Origin of the sequence: Spirillospora sp. NPDC049652 (genome assembly GCF_040675125.1) — a bacterium.
Classification (GTDB): domain Bacteria; phylum Actinomycetota; class Actinomycetes; order Streptosporangiales; family Streptosporangiaceae; genus Spirillospora.
In genome coordinates this window covers 1-4,395 of the sequence record NZ_JBFAOF010000621.1, presented here as the reverse complement: position 1 = coordinate 4,395, position 4,395 = coordinate 1, and the positions used below count along the sequence as shown (strand labels likewise).

Genomic DNA, 4,395 nt, shown 5'->3' with positions numbered 1-4,395 from the left:
CCGCCGGTCAACGCGCCGCCCGGCGCGCGACGGGGCGGGGCTGTCCGCGCGGCGTGCCCGCGGGCGGGAGGATGGTCGGGTGGGTGAACTGCTCGGGCGTCTCGGAGCCCGTTTCGAAGAGGCCGGATACACCGTCGCGGGCGTCCGGGAGATGCTGGGCCCGGTCGCGGGCGGCGCGCTGGCGCGGGACGAGATCGTCCCGGCGCTGCGGGCGACCGCCGGCGGGTCGCCGCTCGCCGAGCTGATCCGGCTGTTCTGGCTGCAGGCGCCGGTCGCCGCGTCCCGGCTGCCCGGTTTCGCCGCGGACCTGGTGGACGCTGAGCTCGCCAGGCTGGACGGGGACGAGCTGTATCCCGTCTTCCACGTCGAGCCGGTCGAGTCGGTCCTCGGGGCGGGGCATCTCGGATACGTCGTCTCGGACCTCAAGGTGCGCCCCGGCGAGGGGCGGCTCCCGCGACCCGACCACGTGGTGGGGACGGGCGGCGCGGCGACGAGCCTGGCCCGCCTGGTTGTCCACAAGCCTGTGGACAACGTCCTCGATCTCGGGACCGGATGCGGGGTGCAGGTGCTGCATCTGGCCGACCCGGCGATCGGCCGGAAACCGGCGCGCATCACGGCCACCGACATCAACCCGCGGGCGCTGGAACTGGCCGCGAAGAGCTTCGCGCTGTCCCGGCTGGACGGTGTCGAACTGCTGGAGGGGTCGTTGCTGGAACCCGTCCGCGACCGCCGGTTCGACCTGATCGTGTCCAACCCGCCGTTCGTCGTCGGACCGCCCGAGAGCGGCTTCACCTACCGCGAGTCGGGCATGCACGGCGACGAGTTCTGCCGCCGCCTGGTCGCCGAGGCGCCCGCGCTGCTGACCGAGGGCGGGACGGTCCAGCTGCTCGCGAACTGGCTGCACATCCAGGGCGAACCGTGGCAGGAGCGGGTCGGCGCGTGGGTCGAGGCGGCCGGCTGCGACGCGTGGGTCGTGCAGCGGGACGTCCAGGATCCGGCGGAGTACGCCGAGCTGTGGCTGCGCGACTCGGCGGAGGCGGGCACCCCCGAGCACGGCCGCCGCTACAAGGAGTGGCTGGACTACTTCGACGCCCGCCGGGTCGAGGCGGTCGGCTTCGGCTGGATCACGTTGCGGGCGGGCGCGGACGGCCGCCCGGCCGTCCGGATCGAGGAGCTGCGGCACACCGTCGACCAGCCCGTCGGCGCGTACGCGGGCGCGGTCCTGGACGGCCTCGCCGCCGCCCGAGAGTTTTCCACAGCCTGTGGACGATTGGACGGGCTGGAGCAGATCCGGTTGCGGTCCGTGGCCGGTCTCGTCCAGGAGCAGATCGGGCCGCCCGGCGACGAGCACCCCGAGCGGATCCTGCTCCGCCAGACCGGCCGCCTGCGCCGCGCCGCGGGCGTCGGGACCGCGGAGGCGGGCCTCGCCGGCGTCTGCGACGGATCACTGCCCCTCGCCCCGCTGCTCGACGCGATCGCGCAGCTCATGGACATGGACGGCGACCAGATCCGCGCCCACGCGGCGGCCGTCCTCCCCGAACTGATCGCAGACGGCTTCTTCGACATCGCCTCCCTCGGCTGACCAGGGGTGGCGTGGGGGCCTGGGCGGCGGCGCGCTGGGGTCAGGCGGTTCTGCGGGCGGTGGGGTTGTGGGCGGCGCGGGCTTCGGAGAGGGTGCGGAACGCGCTGCCGCGCAGGCGGCGGGACAGGTCGCGGTGGACGCGCCAGGCCCAGAGCGGTCCGCCGTAGATCATGCCGGTGTAGCCCTGGACGAGGGTGGCTCCCGCGCGGACGCGTTCCCAGACGTCGTCGGCGGTCTCGATGCCGCCCACGGAGATCAGGACGAGCCGGTCGCCGGTGCGGGCGCGCAGCCGCCGCAGCACCTCCACCGAACGCGCCTTCAGCGGAGCGCCGGACAGCCCGCCCGTCTCCTTGGCGAGCGCCGCCGGGCTGGCGAGGCCGTCGCGGGAGATCGTCGTGTTCGTGGCGATGATGCCGTCCAGGCCCAGGTCGAGCGCGAGGTCGGCGACGGCGTCCACGTCGTCGTCCGCCAGGTCGGGCGCGATCTTCACCAGCAGCGGGACGTGCCGGTCCGGCGTGACGCGGTCCGCGGCCTCCCGGACGGCGGTCAGCAGCGGACGCAGCACTTCGACGGCCTGGAGGTCGCGCAGGCCCGGCGTGTTCGGCGAGCTCACGTTCACCACGAGGTAGTCGGCGAGCGGGGCGAGCCGCTCGGCGCTCGCGACGTAGTCGGCGACGGCCTCCGCCTCCGGAACCACCTTCGTCTTGCCGATGTTGACGCCGACGATCGTGCTCTGCGGCGTCCGACGACGCGCGCGCAGGCGGCGCGCGGCGTCCGACGAGCCCCGGTTGTTGAAGCCCATCCGGTTCACGACCGCCCTGTCCGGGAGCAGCCGGAACAGGCGCGGACGCGGGTTGCCCGGCTGCGCCTGCCCGGTCAGCGTCCCGATCTCCACGTGCCCGAAACCGAACGCGCCGAGCGCGTCGTAGGCGACCGCGTCCTTGTCGAACCCGGCGGCGAGACCGAGCGGGCCGGGGAACTCCAGACCGAGCGCCGCCACCCGCAGCGCCGGGTCGCGCGGCGCGAGCACGCGGCGCAGCAGCGGGGCCGCGCCGGGCGTCCCCTGGACGCCGCGCAGCGCTCGCATCGTCAGGTGGTGGATGTCCTCGGCGTCCATGAACCGGGCGATGACGTGGCGGAACAGCAGTGAGTACAGCATCACCACGAGTATCCCAGGCGGCCGGACCGAAAACCGTTTGAGGCCGTCCGGAGCCGCTGCCTAGGCTGGCCGGCATGTTCGACAACCTGTTCGCCACCGCCTGGGTGGCCTTCCCGGTTCGCGCCTTCCGCCACCGCGCCGCCGTCTGACGGACGGCCCCCAGCGGTACTCCCGCCCGGGCCGGACGACGACCACGACAGTCATCGCCTGCACCACGGGAGCGGCTTCACCATGGCCAAGAACAGGAACAACATGCTCGGCGTCGGCGGACAGCGGCGCAAGGTCTCGCGCGCCGACCTGCGCGGCGCGCCGCCCGGCGGCCGCGGCACGGGCCAGACCCGCGCGGACCTCAAGCGCACCCTGGCCGAGTCGATGCGAGAACGCCTCAACACCCAGCGCGTCTCCACCGAGACCACCACCCCCACCGAAGACGCCACCCCCGCCGAGGGCAGCGGTAGCGACAAGGGCATCCCCTCCGCCCAAGTCACCACCCCCGCCAAGGACGGAACACCCGCCGATGACGGAACCCCCGCCAAGGACGCCACCCCCGGCAAGGGCGCTGGGCCCGGCAAGGATGCTGGTCCCGCTATGGGGGGCAGCTCGGCCTGAGACGGCGGCTTCGTCTTTGACGTGAGCGGACTCAAGGGCGGTGCCGGCGTCCCCGAGGGCGGCGGCACCGCCAATGGTGCCGACTGCGCCGAGAATGGCCACTCCGTCTGGGCGACAACTCCGCCCCACGACGCCGACTCCTCCCGAGAGCGGCGGCTGCGTAGAGGGCGGCAGTGCGTGTCTACGGCGGCAGCTGCGCCCCTGACGGGAGCCGACCCGAGGTCGGTGCCGACCTCTTCCGAGCAGGCGGCTCCGTCAGGACGGCAACTCCGTCCAGAGCGGTTGCTGTGCCCGAGTTCAGCAGTTGCGCCACGGGCACCGTCTATAGCGGCGACTTCTCAAAGGGCGGCTGCGTCGAGGGGGGCTGCGTCGAGGGGGGGCAGATTCACCGGAACGGCGACCTTGTCCCAGGTCGCGAGCTGTCCTGAGGGTGGGGTGGTGCTGCGGTGGAAGGCCGTCGAGGGTCCTGGTTCGCGGTGTGGCTGGGACAGGGCGGCGGCTTCGGCGGTGGTTGGCGGGAGTGAGGGGGAGCGGCGTTCGTGCTTGCAGGGTGCGAGCGGCGGTTTCGTTATGTAGTCGTACGGATACGTGGTGTCAGAATTTGGGTTTATCGCCACCTGTTGCAAGAAAAGCATCACGATCAGTAAGGGCAATGCGTCACGGTGGAGTCGTTGGTAGCCGACACCTGGGGGCGTTGTGAAGCTCACCTTCTCCATCGGCACAGGAGCCGACGACGCGACCGGCCGCCATGCCCGCGTCCGGCGGCGCGGCCGCTCCGACCCCTGGCCCGCCGAGCCGCTGTGGCCCGCGCCCGACCCCGTCCGGGACCGCGCGCTTCTGCTCGATCTGGTGGCGCGCGAGGAGGGAGCGGTGGCCACGTTGTACGACGCGTACGCCGCTCGCCTGCACGACTATGCGGCGTCCGTGCTGCACGATGGGCCGGCGGCCGACGTTGTCCACGACGTCCTGGTGGACGCGGCTCGGAGGGCCGCGCGCGTTCGTGACCGGGAGCGGCTCGGGGCTTGGCTGTACGGGGCGACGCGTG

General features: G+C 73.2%; 4 protein-coding genes. 3 read left to right on the top strand and 1 reads right to left on the bottom strand.

Translation table 11 applies throughout. From position 1 onward, the window contains the following. The first annotated feature begins 79 nt into the window (after positions 1-79). Positions 80-1,582 carry a DUF7059 domain-containing protein gene (locus AB0J52_RS29260; RefSeq protein ID WP_500185761.1) on the top strand — a complete coding sequence of 501 codons (1,503 nt, stop codon included), beginning with the start codon at positions 80-82 and terminating at the stop codon, positions 1,580-1,582. A 40-nt stretch (positions 1,583-1,622) separates the two neighbouring features. On the opposite strand, the gene AB0J52_RS29255 is transcribed toward AB0J52_RS29260, so the two are convergent. Further along, entirely contained in the window at positions 1,623-2,741 is a 1,119-nt protein-coding gene (locus AB0J52_RS29255; RefSeq protein ID WP_500185758.1) for a quinone-dependent dihydroorotate dehydrogenase, read from the bottom strand. A 231-nt stretch (positions 2,742-2,972) separates the two neighbouring features. On the opposite strand from AB0J52_RS29255, the gene AB0J52_RS29250 reads away from it, so the two are divergent. Next, the gene (locus AB0J52_RS29250; protein WP_500185757.1) at positions 2,973-3,350 is read left to right on the top strand and encodes a DUF6243 family protein; all 378 of its coding nucleotides are present in this window, start codon (positions 2,973-2,975) and stop codon (positions 3,348-3,350) included. 696 nt (positions 3,351-4,046) lie between these two features. Next, the coding region (locus AB0J52_RS29245; protein ID WP_500185755.1) for an RNA polymerase sigma factor at positions 4,047-4,395 on the top strand (349 nt) is incomplete at its 3' end.

Excerpts from the sequence above, each read along its gene's own strand:
- AB0J52_RS29250 (WP_500185757.1), top strand. The coding sequence starts at position 2,973 with ATGGCCAAGAACAGGAACAACATGCTCGGCGTCGGCGGACAGCGGCGC.
- AB0J52_RS29255 (WP_500185758.1), bottom strand. The coding sequence starts at position 2,741 with ATGCTGTACTCACTGCTGTTCCGCCACGTCATCGCCCGGTTCATGGAC.